Genomic DNA, 19,011 nt, shown 5'->3' with positions numbered 1-19,011 from the left:
GCCCAAGTGAACGATCACAACCCCAGCCCCTTCGAACGCCTCTCGACGCTACTGGAAACACAAAAGACCCATCTGGCCATCCATGGCGCGCCAAGCGCGTCCGAGCGGAAAGATCGTCTGACGCGTCTGATTGATCTGATCGTGGATAGCCAGGATGACATTATCGACGCCATTTCCGCGGACTTTGGGAACCGGTCACGGCATGAGACAATCGCGGCTGATATTGTCGGCACCCTGAAAGAGATTAAGTTCGCACGGAAGAATCTGGACCGCTGGATGCGCCCTGAGAAAGCCTCGCCCGAGTTTCCCTTGGGCCTTTTGGGCGCCCGCGCGCAAATTCACTATCAACCGCTGGGCGTGATTGGCATCATCAGCCCGTGGAACTTCCCCATCATCCTGTCCATCGGACCAATGGCCGAGGCCTTCGCCGCAGGCAACTCGGTCATGCTGAAGCCGTCGGAATACACACCCCGGACTTCGGACCTGATGAAATCGCTACTCGAAGCCAAGTTTGCCCCACATGAGGTTGCCATAGCCACTGGGGGCGTCGAAGTGGCTCAGGCCTTTACCGGCCTGCCATTCAACCACCTGCTATTCACTGGCGCCAGCACCATCGGGCCACATGTCTTGCGCGCTGCGGCCGAGAACATGGTCCCGACTACACTGGAACTGGGCGGCAAGAACCCGGCCTTCATCGCCCCCAGCGCAGATATGGAAATAACAGTCGCCCGGCTGGCAGCAGGCAAGATCTTCAACGCCGGTCAGGTCTGCCTTGCGCCGGACTACATTCTGGTCCCGCGCGCCAGCATGGAGGAGTTCGCGACCGCCTTTGCCACCAAGGTCGCCGAGTCGCTTCCAACCCTGTCCGGCAACCCCGATTGCACCCACATCATCTCGGATCGGCAGTTCGAACGGCTCAAAGGGCTGGTCGAACAGGCCCGGTCCGCCGGTGCGCGCATCGTCGAGGTGAATCCGGCAAACGAGGACCTTTCCGCCTCGAACGAGAAAATCCTGCCGCTGACCCTGATCATCGACGCCGACCCGGAACTTGAAGCCATGAAGGACGAGATATTTGGGCCGATCTTGCCCATCCTGCCTTATGACTCGCTGGATGAAGCGATTGCCTTTGCCAATGATCGCGCGCGCCCTCTTGCGACCTATGTGTTCGCCCGGGACAAGGCTGAGCAACAAAAGGTGGTGGAAAACACCATTTCCGGTGGTGCCACAATCAACGACACCATCACGCATATGACTCAGATGTCGCTGCCTTTCGGCGGTGTCGGTGCCAGCGGCATGGGTTCATATCACGGTATCCACGGCTTCAAACGCTTCAGTCATGCAAAAGCTGTTTTCAAGCAGATCAACATGGATGGTGTTTTCAAGGCCCTGCGACCACCCTATGGCAAGAAATTCTTCAAGGTCATAGGCCCGTTCCTGAAGAAATAATCACATGAAACGGAGCCTGGATCAGGCTCCCGTTGACCTTGTCAACTGCCCCGGCACTACAGAGCTAATTCGTCAGACCTCTAACCATTCCTGTCGGATGTCAGCATTTTCCTTCAGATCCTGTGGCGTACCCTCATAGACCATGTGGCCATGACCCATGACATAGACCCGGTTGGTCACGCGCAAGGCAATGGTCAGCTTTTGTTCAACCAACAAGATCGAAACGCCCCGCTCGGCGATCTGCACAAGCAGATCTCCGACTTGCTCAACTATCTTTGGAGCCAGACCTTCGGTTGGCTCATCGATCATGATAAAGTCGGGATCCCCCATGAGCGCGCGACAGATGGTGAGCATTTGCTTTTCACCACCCGACATGACCGATGCATCCACATCTGCGCGGCGGCGCAGGTTGGGGAACATCTCGAACATGTCCTCCATGCGCCATCGACCATCGCCGTCTTTCTGACCCGGTTTCAGGCCAAGCATCAGGTTCTGCCGGGTCGTGAGGCCAGGAAAGATATTCCTGTTTTCAGGCACATAACCGATGCCTGCCTTGGCGATTTCAAAGCTCTTGCGCCCGGCAAGTTCATCCCCGCGAAAGCGGATCGAACCATGTGGCGCGACCTCTCCCATGATGGCCTTGCAGGTGGTCGATCGCCCGACCCCGTTGCGACCCAGCAGCGAGACGATCTCACCCTCGCCCACCTCGAGGTTGACCCCCTGCAGGATGTGGCTCTTGCCGTAATAGGCGTGCAAGTCAGTGACCTGAAGCATCACACCGCCTCCTCTTCCAAACTTGCGCCCAGATAGGCCTCTTTCACCTTGGCCGAGGCGCGCACGATGTCCGGCGTTTCAGACTCGATCACCTCGCCGTAGACCAGAACCGAAATCTTGTCGGCCAGATCGAAAATCACGCCCATGTCGTGCTCGACGATCATGAGTGTCTTGCCTTCGGTCACCTTGCGGATCAGGTCGACTATCAAATCGGTCTCCGAATGACTCATACCCGCGCAAGGTTCATCCAGCAGAATGATGTCAGCTCCGCCAGCAATGGTAATCCCAATCTCCAACGCGCGCTGTTCGGCATAGGCCAGCGTTCCCGCCAGTTCATTCCGGCGCTGGGTCAGATTGATCTGCTCAAGGATCTCATCAGCCTTTTCAGTAACATCATGCTGCCGCCCGATCATGTGCCAAAAGGAATAGCGATACCCCATCGTCCACAACAACCCACAGCGGATATTTTCGAATACGGTCATGTTCGGAAAGATGTTGGTGATCTGGAAAGACCGGCTGAGGCCACGGCGATTGATCTCAAACGGCTTCATACCGCTGACCTCTTCACCGTGAAGGAATACCCCACCTGAAGTTGGCGCAAAGCGACCCGTGATCAGATTGAACAGCGTGGATTTCCCGGCCCCGTTTGGACCGATAATCGCGTGCCGCTCACCTTTTGCGATCTGCAGATCCACACCCTGAATGATGCTGGCCAGGCCAAAGCTCTTCTGAAGTTTTTTCAGCTCGATTGCCGGAACGCTCATCCCCGACCTCCTGCGTGGTTTGCTTCTTCCCAGACGGCCCGGATTTCCGGCAGCACACGTGACACGAGAAACAGGGATATGGCAGCGATGAGCGCCGAAAAGGCGATGGCGTGATAGCCGCCGCTGTCAAAAGCGATCCCATACAGCTCCATCCCGTGATCTCCGCCATAGCCGTGGCGCTTGTGAAACAGGATTTCCAGAATGGCCGCCAATGACAAAACACTGGTGGTCGAGGGGATCGCAACTTTGAGATATGGCTTGATCAGCAGGTGCAGTTTACCAAGTGAGAACGGTCGGCGGTGCATCGCTATCAGCCCGGCAAAGCCCGACGGGAAGAACATCACACAGGCAACAAACAGGATACCCAGATACAGCGCCCAAAGCTCGGTATGTAGCCCCAGAACCGTTTGCAGCAAAGTGAAAACCACGGCACCGATGATCGGCCCAACAAAAAAGCCAGCCCCACCAATGAACGTCACCAGCAGAATTGAACCAGAGGTGGCAAGATTCAGGTTTTCTTCGGTCAGGATTTCGAAATTGATAGCAAACAAGGATCCTGCCACCCCGGCAAAAAAGCCCGAAGCACAGAAGGAAATCCAGCGCACATTGCGTTGAGAGTAGCCCAGAAATTCGGCGCGCTCTTCATTGTCGCGTACTGCGTTGGCGATCCGACCGATAGGCGTGCGCGAAAACAGATACATCAACAACGTGGCCAGCAGCAGCCAGAAGATGGTCAGGTAATAGACCTCTTGCTGAGTCAGGAACTCATAGCCAAAGACCGGCGGGCCCATGGTGCGATCACCCGAAATCCCCTCCTCACCACCAAAGAACACAACGATGATGACCGAACAGGCGGCGATCAGTTCGCCGACACCCAGTGAGATCATCGCAAATACGGTTCCGGCGCGGCGCGTTGAAAAACTGCCGATGAGGAAGGCAAATGCCAAGCCAAACAAGCCACCGACAACCGGCAGAAGCGGCAGTGGCAACCACAAACCGTCTTCGACCATGTTCATCACATGCATGGCAAAAAATCCGCCAAGGCCCATATAGACCGCGTGGCCAAAGGACAGCATTCCCCCCTGCCCCAGCAACATGTTGTAGCTGAGCGCAAAAACGATGGTGATGGCCATCTGGTTCATAATTGTCAGGGCCGAACTGGTCTGAAACACCAGGGGCAGGCATAGAAGAAATAACACAGCGAACGCCCAGGGTACCGTTGTCGACAGCGAAATCAGCCGCGTCGTACCCGCCGTCAAAGGGGTTTTACTTGCGATACTCATGACTCGCGGTTCCCCATCAAACCTTGCGGGCGAAGGACAAGTACGATGATCATCAGCAGATAGGGCAGGATCGGCCCTAACTGCGGCAGTGTCAGTGTCCACAGATCCTGCAACGGATGATCCCAGATCAATTCAGGCTTGGTAAAGCCGATGGCAGTCAGCACCTGCTCGGCCGTGATGTCATAAGCTGTGGCAAAGGTCTGCATCCAGCCAATAATCAGGGATGCGACCAACGCACCCCAAAGCGACCCGAGCCCGCCGATTACAATTGTGACAAAGACGATTGATCCCAGTTGCACAGCCATCCCCGGGAAAACCCCCAGAACCGGCCCTGCGATGACACCAGCCAGACCTGCCATAGCCGTGCCAACGCCAAAGACACACATGAACACCAGAGGCACGTTGTGCCCGAGATTTTGGACGGTTTCGGGATAGTTGAGCGCCGCCTGAATGGTCATGCCGATCCGGGTCTTGGTTAGGATGTAAAGCAGTGTCAGGAAGATCCCCATCGCGACAAAGATCATGAAGAGTTTGTAGGCTGGGAAAGAATTGCCGGCGATTGAAAAGGCGGCAAAGTCCAGCGTTTCTGGTTCCGAAAACGGAAGCTGGCTTTTTCCCCAGAAGAACTGAACCGTCTCTTCGATCAACAGGGCAAGACCGAAGGTGAATATCAGTTCGGGCACATGGCCATATTTATGCACCCGTCTGAGCCCGTGACGTTCGATGAAGGCTCCGATAACTCCGACAATAAGTGGCGCGATGATCAGGCCGACCCAGAATCCTGTGACCAGACTGATCTGATAGGCGAAATAGGCACCCAGCATGTAAAAACTGGCATGGGCAAAATTCAGAACGCCCATCATGGAAAAGATAAGTGTCAGGCCGCTGCATAGCATGAACAGCAGCAGTCCGGTCACAAACCCATCCAACACGTTCACGAGGAACAGCGCCATTGCTTGTCTCCCTGAATTGATAGAGTGGTGACCCAGCAGCCCGCCTGAAAACAAACGGCCCGCCAGAGCGGTGAGTGGGTTAAGGGCGCTTCATCTCGCACGTTGTGGACGAGTCTGCAGAGGCCATCTCGACAACGGTTTCGGCAACCATGCCGCGGCCCGATTTGTCATACTCGAACAGGATATCGTCTGGTGTCTGGCCCTGCACCGTCACGGTCTGGATCACCTGATGATCGCTGTCGCGCATGACGGTCTTGCCGGTGACGATACTGTCGTACTCCATACCTTCCAGAGCATAGGCGATTGCTTTGATATCCGTTGCGTTGCCGACCTCGTTGATTGCAGCGGCCAGCATCGGGGCGACGTTTGCCATTTGTGGTTGGCCAAAATCGAGATCCGGGAAGGATTCATAAAACGCGCCGACGAATTCCTGGGCTTCCGGGGTTGCCGGAGGATTGACCTGACCGGCGCCAACCAGTTTTACGATGCCGTCACCCTCTTCACCAAAGGCTGCTGTAATGCCGGACGTTGCGCCATAGTAGGTGTAGATAGGCTTGTCGAAGCCAGCGCCCATGACCGCCTTGCCAAGACCGACCATATCGCCGCCCCAGTTGCCGGTGATTACTGCGTCTGCGCCCGAGCCTACAATCTTGCGCGCGTAAGGTGTGAAGTCCTTGACCTTGCCGATCGGGTGCAACTCATTCCCGACGATCTCGATATCAGGGCGCTTCTCCTTAAGGAATCGTTGTGCCGCTGCAGCAACGGCTTTGCCGAAGGAGTAGTCCTGGCCGATGATATAGACCTTTTTGATATCCGGGTTGGCTGCAATGTCGTCGGTCAGGGCGTCCATCTTGATGTCAGCATTCGCATCAAAACGGAAATGCCAGAACTGACACTTGTCGTTTGTCAGGGCTGGATCCACGGCTGAGTGGTTGAGGAAGATGACCGGGTCATCGGGGTTGCGGCGATTGTGCTTCGCCACGGCTTCGGTCAGCGCGTTGGCAACCCCAGAAGATGCGCCCTGCGCAATGATGCGGATACCCTGATCCATCGCCACTTGTAGCTGGATTAATGATTCCTTGGCGCTGATTTTGTTGTCAAAGGGTACCATCTCAAATTCGGCTTGCCCCTCTAGCAAAGCACCGGGCTCGTTAACCAGCTCTTTGACGCTGTGGCGGTAGATAGCCAACCCTTGCGTGCCGGTGGTTGCGAATGGGCCGGATAGCGGATCGATGAATGCGATTCGCACCTTTTCCTGCGCAACTGAGGCGCCTGCGGTCAATGCAGTTATCGCAACGCTTGCCAGCATCAATTTGAACTTATTCATTTCTTCCTCCCTTTTGACATCAAGCGGTCGATTTTGATCCGCCAGTGGATTCACATCTAGGTGAGTGATCGATCACTATAGTTGCTAGGGAATGTTAGTGTGTCAACGAATTACTGATGAAAAGTGAGTTCCGGAATCAGCATTTCTTTGACTCGCCCAAGTAAGAGCAGCCAGCCCGACGCAAAGGCCAATGGAACCGCCATCTGGTTCGTTGAGCCATAAAAATATGACAGTAATCGGCAATCTTGGTGAAATTGCAGCCCCCAGCGCCAGCCTTCCACGGAAGAGCAAATGATCCTCAAACAAATCGTTGACTTTTTTTTCGATTGCCTAATATCATTAGTACACAAACAGAAAGCTCGCCATCAGGAATGACAGCATTGCGGTATCTAACACCAGGTTCATTTGACGAAGCATTCAGTTTGCTCGCCTCTCAGGACCTTGCCATAATCGCCGGCGGAACAGACTTCTTTCCATCCCGGCAGCGTCACGAATTGTGTACCGATATGATGGATGTCACCCGGATTGACGGGATTGCAGGCGTCACCTTTGACCAAAAGCGCTGGAAAATAGGGGCAGCGACACGCTGGACGGACGTAGCGCGTGCAAATCTGCCCCCTGCGTTTCGCGGATTGCAAGCCGCAGCCCGTGAGGTTGGAAGCCTGCAAATTCAAAACAGTGGAACGGTTGCCGGAAACCTGTGTAATGCGTCTCCGGCAGCAGATGGCGTACCACCCCTGCTAACCTTGGATGCCAGCGTCGAAATTGGCTCGGTCCGCGGGGTTCAGGAGCTTTCGCTACAGGATTTCGTTACCGGCGTGCGCCGGACTGCGCTGGCAGATGATGAGATGGTTACCGCGATCTATCTGCCCGATCCGCCAAAAGGATCCGTCGGGCATTTTGAGAAACTGGGTGCCCGACGGTATCTGGTAATCTCGATCACGATGACCTCGGCGGTCATAAATCTGGATCAGGATGGCCGCATCAATCATGCACGTGTCGCAGTGGGGGCGTGTTCCGCAGTGGCGCAACGTCTGCCCGAACTCGAGCAGGAGTTAATTGGTCAACAGATCGAAGATGTCAGGGTCAGCCCGGATCATCTGAACTCTCTCAGCCCGATTGATGACGTTCGCGGCAGTGCCGGATACCGGCTGGAAGCTGCCGCAGAACAATGTGCCAGAGCGATCAAAGAGGCGGGTCAGTTCCATGGATAAGCCGGCCGATGAAATCACAACCGAATTCCTTCTGAACGGGCAGGTCGCCAGTATAGTTGCCCGGGTTGGCGAACGTCTTTCTGATACTCTTCGCGAGCGTCTCAACGCGCGTGACGTCAAGATTGGGTGCAATGCCGGAGACTGTGGCGCGTGTACAGTACTTGTCGATGGTGATCCTGTCTGTGCTTGCCTTATGCCGGCACAACAGGTCGCAGGTCGCTCGGTTGAAACGCTCGGCGGACTATCACAGAACGATCTGATCACGAAACAGCTTGCAACGAGTTTTCAGAACCATGGTGCCGCCCAATGTGGGATCTGCACGCCCGGAATGATGACTGCAGCTGTTGCGTTGCTTCGCGAGACGCCCCAACCAGACGTTCAACAGGTTCAGGATGCGCTTGGAGGCGTCCTCTGTCGCTGCACCGGATATCGTAAGATCATCGATGCAGTGGTTGCAGCAGGAACCGCAACTGAACCGACACCATCCATCGGTCATGCAGGAGATGCCATCCGCCGGGTGGATGGCCATGACAAGGTGACCGGGGCTGAGCTGTTTGGCGACGATGTCGCACCATCTGGCACGCTGGAAATCGCCGTAATCCGCTCGCCCTATCATCGGGCGGGTTTCACCTTTGGGGATTTGCAAACATGGGTTCAGGATACTTCGGGCGTCGAGGCGGTTCTGACAGCAACCGATGTTCCGGGCCGTAACATATTTGGTGTAATCCCCGATTTCGCCGACCAGCCGGTATTTGCTGAAACCGAGGCGCGGTTTCGCGGCGAGGCGGTTGCCGCAGTTGTTGGTACACCTGAGATGATGGCGACCTTCGATCCGAACTCCTTCCCTGTAAGCTGGGACGAGCGCTCGGCTTCCCTGCTTATTCAGGAAGCAATGACACCAGAGGCGCCGCAGTTGCATGACGGGCGTGACGGCAACGTCATGTGTGGCGGATTCGTCAAATGCGGTGACCCGGATGAAGCCATCGCGCGGGCTGACGTGGTTGCCGAAGGTTACTTTCGCTCAGGTTTCATCGAGCATGGCTATATTGAGCCGGAAGCCGGATATGCCGAGATCGTGGATGGCCGCGTTGAAGTGCATGCATGTACTCAAGCACCGGTCATGGATCTGGATTCGCTGGAAATCGTTCTGGGCATGCCCCGTGATCAAATACGCATCATACCGACGGGTGTCGGAGGAGGGTTCGGCTCCAAACTTGACCTTTCGGTGCAGCCCTATCTTGCTCTTGCAGCCTTACGAACCGGAAAACCTGTTCGTCTGACATACTCACGCACCGAGTCTATGCAATCGACAACCAAACGCCATCCGTCGGACATTTGGGTAACGATTGGCGCTACAAACGATGGCCGGGTCAGCGGCATGACATTTGACGGTCTGTTCAACACAGGTGCTTATGCAAGTTGGGGGCCAACCGTCGCAAATCGGGTGCCGGTCCACGCCTCAGGCCCCTACAAAATTGCGGACTATCGCGCCGAGGCCAAAGGCATTCACACGCACTGTCCGCCGTCCGGGGCGTTTCGTGGATTTGGTGTTCCTCAATCTGCAATTGCTCAAGAAAGCCTGTTTGACGAGTTGGCGGACAAGCTGAATATGGACCCGCTTGAGTTTCGCCTTCGAAATGCCCTTGAAAATGGAACACCTACAGTTTGCGGTCAGGTCTTCAAGCAGGGTGTCGGCATTCGCGCTTGCCTCGAGGCGTTGCAACCCGCTTGGAGAGCGGAACGTGACGCGGCAGAGGCATTCAACGCGCGCAATGACACTCTCAAGCGCGGCGTCGGCGTTTCTGCGGGCTGGTATGGGTGCGGCAACACCTCTCTGCCCAACCCTTCGACCATAAAGTCCGGCATTCGGGCGGACGGCACTTTGGTTCTGCATCAGGGGGCGATGGATATCGGTCAGGGTGCAAACACGGTCATCACACAAATCTTTGCAACGGCTTTGGGAGTTCCTGTTGAGTTAATCGAGCTTATCGGTAGCGATACGGACGTCACGCCAGACGCGGGCAAAACATCTGCATCACGTCAGACCTATGTATCGGGCAGCGCCGCGCGCCTGTCAGGTGAAGCATTGCGCGCGCAGATTCTGGCCCGTGTGAATGCCGGGCCGGATGCAAAGATCACGCTTTCAGCAGGTATGCTTGAGGTGAACGATAACGGACAATCCCACCGGATCGATCTCAGCACGCTCGCCGCCGATGCAAAGGGATATGTCCTGCGGGCCGAGGAAACCTATGACCCGCCAACCAAACCATTGGACGAAAACGGTCAGGGTGTGCCCTACGCACAATTCGGCTATGCCGCGCATCTGGCGGTGGTCGAAGTGGACACAAAGCTGGGCACCGTGAAACCTGTGAAATTCGTCGCCTCCCATGATGTCGGCAAGGCAATCAACCCGATGCTGGTAGAAGGACAGGTGCAGGGCGGCATTGCCCAGGGGCTCGGTATGACGCTGATGGAGGAATACCTCCCGGGCCGCACCGAAAACTTGCACGACTATCTGATCCCAACCATAGGTGACATTCCTCCGATCGAAACGATCATCATCGAAGAAGAAGACGCCCATGGCCCTTACGGCGCCAAAGGGTTGGGTGAGCATGTGCTTATTCCAACTGCGCCCGCTCTTCTGAATGCAATTAAACGCGCCTGCGGTGTCCGGTTGAACCAGCTTCCCGCGACACCCTCCCGACTGCGCGCGGCAATCAAGGAAAACGAAAATGGCAACTGATCGTGCAAAGCCGGAGAAAATCCGATGCGACGCCTGCCCGGTGATGTGCTTCATCGCAGACGGTAAAGCCGGAGCCTGCGATCGCTATGCAAACCATGGTGGAGATCTGGTACGACTCGACGCGCTGACCATCATCGAAAGTACTGAAAACACCCGGCTTGTGCCGTTCATGAAGGACAGCTCCGGCCCGAATGACTGGGACGGTGACATTGTTCAGGGCAAACGGCCATTCGTGACCGCTGTGGGTGCAGGTACGACATATCCGGACTATAAACCCGCCCCCTTCATCGTCAGCCAGGAGGTCGAAGGTGTGGACATGGTCACGGTCGTGACTGAAGGGATTTTCTCGTATTGCGGCGTGAAGGTTAAGATCGACACCGACCGTCACATCGGGCACGAGCGCGATATTGTCCGTGTTGATGGCGAACCGATCGGTCATGTAATGACCTCAGAATACGGCTCAAAAATGCTATCTCTGGGCGGGGTTGAACATCTCACCGGCGGCAGCAAGAAAGAGGGGCGGGTCACCTGCGACGCTCTGCTGCGGCTGTGCAACCGCGAGGCTGTCGAGATGGTGATCGGCGATGAGGGCCACGAAACCACCGTCGTCGTTCAGGCAGGTAAGGCTCCCATTATCAACGGGGTCGAGGAAAAGCTGATGCGGGTCGGCTGCGGATCCGCCACGATCGGCATGTTTGCCAAGCAGTGGGTCGATCACGTGGATGATGTTGTGGTGGTGGATGATCACATCACCGGGGTACTATCCGAGCATCAGGCAGGCAAACTGCTGGATGTCGAACCGACCGGCATCAAAATTAACGGACGCCGCTCGACGCCCGGGCGCTATTTCAATGTGGCCGAACCGGGGACTGGCTGGGGTGGCACGGATATTGAGGATCCGCTCACGATTCTGGGTGATTTCAACGCGAAGTTTGCGCGGGAAGGCCTGAAGCTGTTGATGGTCTCGACCACAGGTGAGCAATACGGATATTATGAACTCGATGCTGATCTGAAACCACAGTCTGCGGATATCCCTCCAGCGCTCAAGGCATCGGCTGAACTGATTGCGGAGAATTGCGAACCTTCGGTCTGTTCGGTTCTGTTCATGGGAGGCGCGGGCGGAAGCCTGCGCGCCGGAGTCACCGAAAACCCGGTGCGGCTGACAAAATCCGTCAAGGATTCACTGACATTCGTCTCCTGCGGCGGGGCCGAAGCTTTTGTCTGGCCTGGTGGTGGGATTACCGTGATGGTGGATGTCCTGGATATGCCCACAGGCTCGTTCGGATATGTGCCGACCCCTGCCCTTGTTGCTCCGATCGAGTTCACCATGCGCGTCAGTGACTACGGGACACTGGGTGGGCACATGAACGAAATCAAGCCCGTTGCGGATGTTGTCTCAGACGAGACCCGCAAGGTAGATCAGTTCCAAAACCAGCCAGACCCGATGGCCTCTGCCAACTACAGATGGGCGAAAGGCACTTCGGGCTAGATGAAACCGGTTTCCGCCATACTTCCTTGTGGACAGCGGCTGCATCTGCAGCATGGGCCGATCGACCTGATCGTCGACGCCGAAGGTGAGCGGGAACATGCGTTTGAGGCCGCGCACTGCCGGTTCCAATCGGTGCTGCAGGAACTGGTGGAAGAGCTTGAACTACTTCGACAACCCCTGACCTCGGACTGCCCATACCCGAATGGCCAGATCGCCCGACGCATGGACAAGGCCGCGCGCGCTCATGCTCGTGTTTTTGTCACTCGCATGGCCGCTGTCGCAGGGGCAGTTGCCGACGACGTGCTGAGCGCGATGCGCGATGCCGCATCTCTGAACCGTGCATCCGTCAACAACGGCGGCGATATAGCCATTTTTCTCGGGCCGGGCCAGACCTTCAACATTTCGATGAGCGGTCTTGAAGGACAGGAATTAGGGCGCATCGCTCTTTGCGCCGAAGATAGAATCGGCGGGGTAGCCACATCCGGTCGCGGTGGGCGCAGTCTGAGCCTGGGTATTGCTGACAGCGTGACCGTGCTTGCACAAAGCGCGGCGCAAGCAGATGTGGCGGCAACCTTGATCGCCAATGCCGTCGATCTTCCCGATCACCCCGCAATCCATCGCGTCCCGGCCATTGAGCTACGAGATGACACCGATCTGGGTACGCGCCTGGTCCCGGTTTCATTTGGCGCGCTCACTGCACCAGTAATCCGCGACGCCCTGCAGCGCGGTCTTGATGCAGCCGAAGACATGAGAGCCAGGGGCCTGATCAGCGCCGCTCATCTTTCGCTTCAGGGTCATAGCTGCCAGACCGGGCCGACCCGGATGGTATCTTCTTCAATACAAAGGATTCCCGAATATGCCTGACGTTCAACTGCGGAAAACGGTTTTTTCGCTGGAAGAAGTTTTTCACGAAGGCGGCCCTGCCCCGGACAAACCTCTATACCGCGCATCGGCACTCGCTATTATCTCCAACCCGTTCGCGGGGCGCTATGAGCCTGAAATCACGGGCTTCATGGAAGACCTGAAGCCACTGGGACTGGAAATGGCGCAAAAGCTCATCGACATGCTGGGAGGACCCGACATCATCGAGGGTTATGGCAAGGGTTCTCTTGTGGGTGAAGCCGGAGAGTTGGAGCATGGCGCGCTGTGGCACGCTCCCGGTGGCTACGCGATGCGGCAATTGTTGGGCCAGGCAAATGCAATTGTCCCGTCCTCAAAGAAAGTGGGTGGCGTCGGTGCGCGGCTGGATGTGCCAATCACTCACATCAACGCTTCTTACGTTCGCAGTCACTTCGACAGCATGGAGGTCGGAAGCAACGATGCGCCGCGCGCAGGAGAGCTTGCATTCGCTTTGGTCATGACCACCGGGCCGCGTGTTCATTCGCGTTCGGGCGGGCTTGAAGCTTGGGATATCAAAGGAGAGGATGGGCTGCGATGACCAAAATTCGCAAGATTGCCGTCAACATCGAAGAAACACACATCGAGGCAGGACGGCAAATATCACCTGCCACCCGCAAGGCAGTGGCCGTCGCAGTAATCGAAAACCCGTTCGCTGGACAGTATGTCGAGGATCTGACGCCGTTGATGGAGACAGGTGCGGAACTGGGCGCACTGCTTGGCCGCCGTTGCGTCGAAGCCCTGGGTATCACACCGAAACAAGCCGAAAGTTATGGCAAATCGGCGATGGTCGGCGAAAACGGCGAGTTGGAGCATGCCGCTGCGATACTGCATCCGAAACTGGGCACCCCGTTGCGCAAAGAGGTCGAGAAAGGTGCCGCTCTGGTTCCGTCATCAAAGAAGATGGGCAGTCCCGGACAGGTTTTGGATGTACCCTTGGGCCACAAGGATGCGGCCTATGTACGTTCTCATTTTGATGGGATCGAAGTGCAGCTGAACGATGCTCCTCGGGCCAATGAAATCATGGTGGCCGTCGCGGTCACAGACAGTGGCCGCCCATTGCCACGCGTTGGAGGGCTGACCTCCGAAGAGGCAGAAGGCAAGGACGGGCTACGCTAAAAATGTAATTGACCTCAATCTGGCACTGACAACGACCAAGAAGCCGGGCACAACTGGCCGTGAAAAATGATCATAGGGAGGACTAGATATGAATCTGATCAGACGCACGGTACTTGGCGCGCTCGCCGCGTTGCCATTGACCGGCTTAACTGCCGGCAGCGGCTTGGCCCAAGACACCATTGTGCTGGGCGAAGTCAACAGCTACACCCGGCTTCCGGCTTTTACGGAGCCTTACAAAAAAGGCTGGCAGCTGGCTGTTGAACAAATCAACACCGCAGGTGGTGTCAATGGCAAACAACTGGAAGTCATCAGCCGCGACGATACCGGCGATCCGGCGACCGCAATCCGCATCGCTGAAGAATTGGTTTCGAAAGACGGAGCCGTGCTGATTTTTGGTACATTCCTGTCCAATATTGGCCTGGCTGTATCGGATTTTGCCAAACAGAAAGAGGTTCTGTTCCTCGCCTCCGAACCTCTGTCAGACGCGATCGTTTGGTCCAAGGGTAACAAATACACCTACCGGCTGCGCCCCTCGACCCACATGCAGGCTGCCATGCTGGCGGAACAAGCCGCAAAGCTGGACGCTGTGAAATGGGCCACCGTCGCGCCGAACTATGCCTATGGGCAGGATGCGGTGAAGGCTTTCAAATCAGAGCTGACCAAATTGCGCCCTGATGTGGAGTTTGTCGAAGAACAGTGGCCCCCATTGTTCAAGATCGACGCAGGATCAACTGTACGCGCATTGGAAGCGGCCAAACCGGATGCGATCTACAACGTCACATTTGGTGGTGATCTGGCAAAATTCGTCCGTGAAGGGTCATTGCGCTTCCTCTTCGAAGACCGCGATGTGGCGTCTCTTCTGACTGGTGAGCCCGAGTATCTTGCTCCGTTGGGGGGTGAAGCGCCTGAGGGTTGGATCGTAACCGGGTATCCATCAACAGATATCGAAACCGACGACCACAAAGCCTTTGCCGATGCCTATATCGCGAAATTTGGCGAAGCACCCAAGACGGGTTCGATAGTCGGCTACAACTCAGTTCTGGCGATTGCTGCTGCACTCGAGAAAGCCGGTTCAACAGACACCGAGGCATTGCTGGCTGCAATGGAGGGACTGACCGTTGACACCAGCCCCACCGGCCCATTCACTTTCCGCGCGGCTGACCACCAGTCCACGATGGGTGCCTATGTCGGCAAGACCGGTATGGTGGATGGTAACCCTGTGATGGTCGACTGGGCCTATGCTGATGGGGCCGATTATCTGCCCAGTGAAGAAGACGCAACAGCCCTGCGTCCGGCGGAATAAGCCTAAATCGGCGGGGCATATGTTGCCCCGCCCCACAATAAGAACACGAACAAGGGACGGTGGCCCGATGGGGTTCTATTTTGCTCAGCTACTGACTGGATTGGCGAATGCGTCTTCGCTGTTTCTCATCGCTTCAGGGCTTTCGATCATCTTCGGCGTTACGCGGATCGTGAATTTCGCGCATGGCTCGTTCTATATGATCGGCGCGTATCTCGCATATACGCTGGTCTCAATCTGGAGCGGCAGCATCATCGGATTTTGGGGCAGTGTGATTCTGGCTGCAATGATTGTCGGATTGATCGGCCTCGTGATCGAGCTGACCATCCTGCGCCGCATCTATCATGCGCCCGAGTTGTTCCAGCTGGTTGCAACCTTTGGGGTCGTTCTGATCTTTCAGGATGCGACTTTGGCGATTTGGGGGGCTGAGGATCTGCTGGGGCCGCGCGCGCCTGGACTTGATCGAGCGGTCCGGATCATGGGAGAGCCAATCCCTGAATATGATCTCGCCCTGATTGCGATCGGACCTGTCGTGCTGCTGGCGATCTGGTTGCTGTTCCACAAGACGCGCTGGGGTGTGCTGGTCCGTGCAGCCACACAGGACCGCGAAATGGTCGGCGCACTTGGCGTCAATCAGGCCTGGTTGTTCTCGGCGGCCTTTGTGCTGGGTTCATTCCTGGCCGGGCTGGGCGGTGCGCTTCAAATTCCACGTGAAGCGGTGTCGCTGCAAATGGACCTTTCGATCATCGGCGAAGCCTTCGTTGTCGTCGTTATCGGCGGTATGGGCAGTGTTTCAGGGGCATTTGTCGCGGCAGTTCTCATCTCGGTTCTCAATGCGTTTGCGATCCTGATTTTCCCCCAAATCTCGATTGTCCTGCCCTTTATCGTGATGGCGATCGTCCTGATCTTCCGGCCTCATGGATTGTTCGGAAAACCGGGCAGCGAGAAAGGCGCGCCAGAAGAACCCGAGCGGCCTCTAGCGCTGATGGACCAGAAATCGGCAATGGTTCTTTTTGCGGCTTTGGGCGTTCTTGCACTCAGCCCGTTCTTCACCGCCGATTTCACGACGGTCCTGATGGTGGATGTGATGGTGGCAACGCTGTTTGCAGTGTCATTGCATTTCATGATGGGCGTCGGAGGCATGGTCAGCTTCGGGCATGCCGCTTACTTTGGTGTCGGGGCGTATGCTGCGGCGATGGCCGTCAAGTTTCTCGGATTTGGAATGCTCCCGGCGATGATCTTTGGCCCGATCTGCGCCGCTATGGCAGCCCTGTTCTTTGGCTGGTTCTGCGTACGGCTTTCTGGCGTATATCTGGCGATGCTCACGCTGGCCGCCGCTCAGATCCTATGGGGGGTCACCTTCCAATGGCAGGAGTTTACCGGAGGCGATGATGGAATCCTTGGGGTATGGCCTGCCAAGTGGGCCAGTTCGGACAAGGTCTTTTTCTATATCGCTTTTGTTTTGTGTGTTGGCGGTATTTGGATGTTGCGCCGCGCGGCATTCTCGCCCTTCGGTTACGTGCTGCGCGGCATACGCGACAGCCAGACCCGGGCCGAAGCGATCGGTGTCGATACCCGCTTCCACCAATGGATGGGCTTTGTTCTGGCCGGAGGTTTTGCAGGTTTGGCCGGCGTCGTATTTGCCTTTTCCAAAGGCAGCGTCTTTCCTGACAGTCTGGGGATTGCGCAGAGTATCGACGGCCTGATCATGGTGTTGCTGGGCGGTATTCACGCACTGGCTGGACCAATACTGGGTGCCGGTGCCTTTGTTCTGATTGAGGACTGGGTCACACGGCTGGATTACTGGCGGTTCATCTTCGGCGCCATCATACTGGTCGTCGTTCTGCTGGCTCCGGATGGGATCGCAGGTGGCATTCAGCGACTGTTGCGTATGCTGAAGGGAGAGCGGGCATGACTCGGGTTCTTGAGGTACGTGACCTTTCCAAACGCTTTGGAGGCGTGCAGGCGGTTAAAGATGTCAGCTTTGATCTGAACGAAGGTGAGTTTCTGGCCCTGATCGGCCCAAACGGTGCAGGCAAGACAACCTGCTTCAACATGCTGAACGGGTATTTGAAACCCGATACCGGCTCGGTTTCGCTGCGTGGCCAGGCCCTGATCGGCCATCCACCGCGGAAAATCTGGAGAATGGGCGTAGGCCGCACGTTCCAAATCACGGCGACTTTCCTTTCGATGACAGTTGTCGAAAACGTGCAGATGGCGCTGATCTCGCATCATCGTCGGGTGTTTGACCTGTTTTCTCGTGCGACACATTTGTACGTGGATGAGGCGATGGCATTGCTGGAGCTCGTCTCGATGCAGGATCAGTCCGGGCGCGCCTGTTCAGAACTGGCCTATGGTGATCTCAAGCGGCTGGAACTGGCGATCGCACTCGCCCACGAACCCGCCTTATTGCTGATGGATGAGCCAACCGCTGGTATGGCCCCTTCCGAGCGACTTGCACTGATGTCCCTGACCGCAGAAATCGTTGCAAAGGGAGGGGTCAGCGTCGTCTTCACTGAACATGACATGGATGTGGTTTTTGCCCATGCCCACCGCATTCTTGTCCTGAATCGGGGTGAGTTGATCGCTGAAGGCACCGGCTCGGAAATCCGATCAAACCCCACGGTACAGGAAGTCTATCTGGGCGGCGGCAGCGTTTTCGAAGCGGAGGGTGCCTATGCTTGAAGTCACCAACCTCAGTGCATGGTATGGCCGCGCACAGATTCTGAACGGCGTATCTCTGAATATCCAAGAGAACGAAGTTGTCGCGCTGATGGGGCGCAATGGCGCCGGAAAATCTACGACAATGAAATCAATCATGGGGCTGGTACGCCACACTGCAGGTACAGTTCACTATGACGAACGCAGCATCCTGGGTGGCACGCCCCATGCCATTTGCCGCGCAGGCATCGGCTATGTTCCGGAAGAACGGCGGATATTTGGTGATTTGACCGTTGAAGAAAATCTGGAGGTCGGTCGTCGCCCACCCCGCCCGGGTGCCCCGGCATGGACGCTGGAACATCTGTTCGAGCTGTTCCCAAATCTTGATGAGCGTCGGAAAAACCTCGGCAAGCAGTTGTCTGGGGGTGAACAGCAGATGCTGACCATAGCCCGCACCCTGATGGGCAACCCCAAACTGGTCTTGCTGGATGAACCATCCGAAGGGATCGCTCCGGTAATCGTCGAACAGATGGCGCGTGTCATAGCCGAATTGAAACGCGAAGGTTTGTCGGTACTGATCAGTGAACAGAACCTGCATTTTGCACGGCTGGTCTCGGACCGGGCATATATCATAGAAAAAGGAGAGATGAGGTTCGAAGGTAGTTTCGCGGATCTGGACGAAAATCCTGAGATTTCCAATTCCTACCTTGCGGTATGACCCCTGGCTATTGTAGCGGTCGCCCGGACGTTTATTATAACACAAACGAAAATACCGGTCAGGAGCAACCATGACAGACTCAGACGACAGCTATCTGCTCGACAGTCAGGTCGGCTATTTGTTGCGTCTGGCCAATCAGCGTCACGCTTCGATTTTTCAGTCGCACACCCTGGAAGGCCTGACGCCCACTCAATTTGCAGCTTTGGTGCGAATTGCCGAGCTTGGAAAATGTTCGCAAAACCGCTTGGGCCGGTTGGCCGCCATGGATGTCGCGACGATTAAAGGTGTTGTGGACCGCTTGAAGCAAAAGGGCTTCACGATTA

General features: G+C 56.3%; 17 protein-coding genes. 12 read left to right on the top strand and 5 right to left on the bottom strand.

Annotation, left to right across the window (positions count from 1 at the left end; all coding sequences use genetic code 11):
• The first annotated feature begins 6 nt into the window (after nucleotides 1-6).
• Nucleotides 7-1,446 (top strand): coniferyl aldehyde dehydrogenase, encoded by a 1,440-nt coding sequence (locus E1297_RS43815; RefSeq protein WP_368669848.1) that lies wholly within the window; start codon nucleotides 7-9, stop codon nucleotides 1,444-1,446.
• Nucleotides 1,447-1,518: 72 nt separating this feature from the next.
• Here E1297_RS43815 and E1297_RS43810 read toward each other — a convergent pair whose 3' ends face one another.
• The 5 genes from E1297_RS43810 to E1297_RS43790 all read right to left on the bottom strand — a co-directional run bounded on the left by E1297_RS43810 (nucleotide 1,519) and on the right by E1297_RS43790 (nucleotide 6,547).
• A complete protein-coding gene (locus tag E1297_RS43810; RefSeq protein WP_155149597.1) occupies nucleotides 1,519-2,220 on the bottom strand; it encodes an ABC transporter ATP-binding protein in 702 nt (233 codons plus the stop codon).
• Nucleotides 2,220-2,984 (bottom strand): ABC transporter ATP-binding protein, encoded by a 765-nt coding sequence (locus E1297_RS43805; RefSeq protein ID WP_155149595.1) that lies wholly within the window; start codon nucleotides 2,982-2,984, stop codon nucleotides 2,220-2,222. The genes E1297_RS43810 and E1297_RS43805 overlap by 1 nt, the downstream gene beginning before the upstream one ends.
• Nucleotides 2,981-4,267, bottom strand: coding sequence for a branched-chain amino acid ABC transporter permease (locus tag E1297_RS43800; protein WP_155149593.1), 1,287 nt, complete (start codon nucleotides 4,265-4,267; stop codon nucleotides 2,981-2,983). The genes E1297_RS43805 and E1297_RS43800 overlap by 4 nt, the downstream gene beginning before the upstream one ends.
• The gene (locus E1297_RS43795; protein WP_155149591.1) at nucleotides 4,264-5,220 is read right to left on the bottom strand and encodes a branched-chain amino acid ABC transporter permease; all 957 of its coding nucleotides are present in this window, start codon (nucleotides 5,218-5,220) and stop codon (nucleotides 4,264-4,266) included. Before E1297_RS43795 ends, E1297_RS43800 begins: the two co-directional genes overlap by 4 nt.
• A gap of 79 nt (nucleotides 5,221-5,299) precedes the next feature.
• A complete protein-coding gene (locus E1297_RS43790) occupies nucleotides 5,300-6,547 on the bottom strand; it encodes a branched-chain amino acid ABC transporter substrate-binding protein (protein WP_155149589.1) in 1,248 nt (415 codons plus the stop codon).
• Between the two features lie 380 nt (nucleotides 6,548-6,927).
• On the opposite strand from E1297_RS43790, the gene E1297_RS43785 reads away from it, so the two are divergent.
• The 11 genes from E1297_RS43785 to E1297_RS43735 all read left to right on the top strand — a co-directional run.
• Entirely contained in the window at nucleotides 6,928-7,761 is an 834-nt protein-coding gene (locus tag E1297_RS43785) for a xanthine dehydrogenase family protein subunit M (RefSeq protein ID WP_155149587.1), read from the top strand.
• A complete protein-coding gene (locus E1297_RS43780) occupies nucleotides 7,754-10,504 on the top strand; it encodes a molybdopterin cofactor-binding domain-containing protein (protein WP_155149586.1) in 2,751 nt (916 codons plus the stop codon). Before E1297_RS43785 ends, E1297_RS43780 begins: the two co-directional genes overlap by 8 nt.
• On the top strand, nucleotides 10,494-11,993 hold the full coding sequence (locus tag E1297_RS43775) for a 6-hydroxynicotinate reductase (protein ID WP_155149584.1): 1,500 nt from the start codon (nucleotides 10,494-10,496) through the stop codon (nucleotides 11,991-11,993). Before E1297_RS43780 ends, E1297_RS43775 begins: the two co-directional genes overlap by 11 nt.
• A complete protein-coding gene (locus E1297_RS43770; protein WP_155149582.1) occupies nucleotides 11,994-12,857 on the top strand; it encodes a UPF0280 family protein in 864 nt (287 codons plus the stop codon).
• Nucleotides 12,850-13,431 carry an amino acid synthesis family protein gene (locus E1297_RS43765; protein ID WP_155149579.1) on the top strand — a complete coding sequence of 194 codons (582 nt, stop codon included), beginning with the start codon at nucleotides 12,850-12,852 and terminating at the stop codon, nucleotides 13,429-13,431. The genes E1297_RS43770 and E1297_RS43765 overlap by 8 nt, the downstream gene beginning before the upstream one ends.
• Nucleotides 13,428-14,009: an amino acid synthesis family protein gene (locus E1297_RS43760; protein WP_155149577.1), complete on the top strand. Its 582-nt coding sequence runs from the start codon at nucleotides 13,428-13,430 to the stop codon at nucleotides 14,007-14,009. Before E1297_RS43765 ends, E1297_RS43760 begins: the two co-directional genes overlap by 4 nt.
• Before the next feature lie 88 nt (nucleotides 14,010-14,097).
• Nucleotides 14,098-15,312, top strand: a complete 1,215-nt coding sequence (locus tag E1297_RS43755; RefSeq protein ID WP_155149575.1) for an ABC transporter substrate-binding protein — start codon at nucleotides 14,098-14,100, stop codon at nucleotides 15,310-15,312.
• 67 nt (nucleotides 15,313-15,379) lie between these two features.
• On the top strand, nucleotides 15,380-17,224 hold the full coding sequence (locus E1297_RS43750) for an ABC transporter permease (RefSeq protein ID WP_155149572.1): 1,845 nt from the start codon (nucleotides 15,380-15,382) through the stop codon (nucleotides 17,222-17,224).
• Entirely contained in the window at nucleotides 17,221-17,994 is a 774-nt protein-coding gene (locus E1297_RS43745; RefSeq protein WP_155149570.1) for an ABC transporter ATP-binding protein, read from the top strand. Before E1297_RS43750 ends, E1297_RS43745 begins: the two co-directional genes overlap by 4 nt.
• Entirely contained in the window at nucleotides 17,987-18,688 is a 702-nt protein-coding gene (locus tag E1297_RS43740; RefSeq protein ID WP_155149568.1) for an ABC transporter ATP-binding protein, read from the top strand. Before E1297_RS43745 ends, E1297_RS43740 begins: the two co-directional genes overlap by 8 nt.
• A 70-nt stretch (nucleotides 18,689-18,758) precedes the next feature.
• On the top strand, nucleotides 18,759-19,011 hold a 253-nt coding region (locus E1297_RS43735), incomplete at its 3' end, for a MarR family winged helix-turn-helix transcriptional regulator (protein ID WP_155149698.1).

This window comes from Roseibium sp. RKSG952, from assembly GCF_009711355.1.
Note: the sequence above shows the minus strand (reverse complement) of the source record. Positions and strands in the feature narration are given on the sequence as shown.